The 1,437-nt window shown below is 44.7% G+C and carries 1 protein-coding gene and 1 rRNA gene; both read left to right on the forward strand.

The window, feature by feature from the left end:
• Positions 1-290: 290 nt before the first annotated feature.
• A complete protein-coding gene (locus C9J01_RS29310; protein WP_107301571.1) occupies positions 291-947 on the forward strand; it encodes a tellurite resistance TerB family protein in 657 nt (218 codons plus the stop codon).
• Positions 948-1,312: 365 nt separating this feature from the next.
• A 16S ribosomal RNA gene (locus C9J01_RS29315) occupies positions 1,313-1,437 on the forward strand; the annotation flags it as partial.

Consider the following 1,437-nt stretch of genomic DNA (forward strand, 5'->3'; position numbering starts at 1 on the left):
TCTGGCGCGGATATCATCGTGGAGCTGGGATGCGGGAGCACCCAAAAGTGACTCCGAATACATTAGCGCAAACCAACCCCGTCATTAGAAATTGTAGTTGCAATAACGGGGCGGACCATACATTTTTTACATTCCTTTACCTTTACATTCATTTCTTATTCATCCCCGTTTAACTAGCCTACGTAGTGTCATAAAGAACGAGATAACTTAGGCACTGAAACCCACTCCCTTTTTAAACTCTCTTACAGAGCCTAAATAAAATGCCAGGAAAATAAGAAAGCGGAGGAAGTATGAAATCAATGATGGATAAGTTGCTGGGCGAGGCAAGCAAATACCTAGATAAAGGGAAAACAGATTCCGGTAAGCAATCCAGTTCGTCAAACGACCTTCTTAAAGGCGCATTAGGCGGTGGTTTGGTTGGTGGGTTGCTTGGGAATAAGAAAACCCGCAAGCTAGCGAAAAAATACGGGACAAAGGCTGCAGCCGTCGGTGGTACCGCACTGGTGGGAACATTGGCCTATCAGGCATACAAAAAATGGCAGCAAGATGAGGCGACGCCGAGTAAAGCGTCAGTTTCTGAGCCTGTATTTCAGCAGCAACTCGACGATAAGGCGGGTTTGCTTATTCAGGCAATGGTATTTGCCGCTAAATCTGATGGGCATATTGATCAGCAGGAACGTGCTGCCATTACCAATTGGGCTGCCGAGCAGAACTTAGGACTTGATAGCGAGACTGCTATTTTGCAATGGGTAGATGCACCACTGGATCCGAAGGCGCTTAGCAAACAGGTGGATAATATGGCATTGGCATCTGAAGTGTATCTGGTTTCGCTTCTCGCAATAGATGTGGACCATTTTTTAGAGCGAGCATATCTCGATGAGTTGGCCAAGGCACTGGAATTACCAGCAGAGTTAGTAGCGCGGATAGAAGAACAAGCTGAAGTTTAGTTGGTAAATTCGGCTGAATTTGCAGCTATTGATTAATTTATAATCGCTTGGTTTGTTTTGGTGAAATAATTACGTTTTAAGTATTGCCAAAGCCAACCAAGTCTCTATAATGCGCCTCCGTTGTCACGGCAAAGCACTGAATCAGAGCGGTTGTGACAAACATTGTTCTTTAACAATTTGACCATGCAATCTGTGTGGGCACTCGTGAAATGATAGTCAACAAAAGAATTATCAATGAAACTGAGTGACCAAATCGATTCGCTTCTTTTTAAGAAGAGTATCGGCACAGTCAATTCATTCATTACTTCGGTAATGGATTAACAGTATTCATTGAGCCGCTATTTATTTAGCAGCAAATCAAATTTTAATTGAAGAGTTTGATCATGGCTCAGATTGAACGCTGGCGGCAGGCCTAACACATGCAAGTCGAGCGGCAGCGACATAAACAATCCTTCGGGTGCGTCTATGGGCGGCGAGCGGCGGACGGGTG

The sequence above is a fragment of the Photobacterium rosenbergii genome (genome assembly GCF_003026455.1).
Taxonomy (GTDB): Bacteria; Pseudomonadota; Gammaproteobacteria; order Enterobacterales; family Vibrionaceae; genus Photobacterium; species Photobacterium rosenbergii.

Bases quoted from the DNA above. Each gene is read 5' to 3' on its own strand.
- C9J01_RS29310 (WP_107301571.1), top strand. From the start codon at position 291: ATGAAATCAATGATGGATAAGTTGCTGGGCGAGGCAAGCAAATACCTA.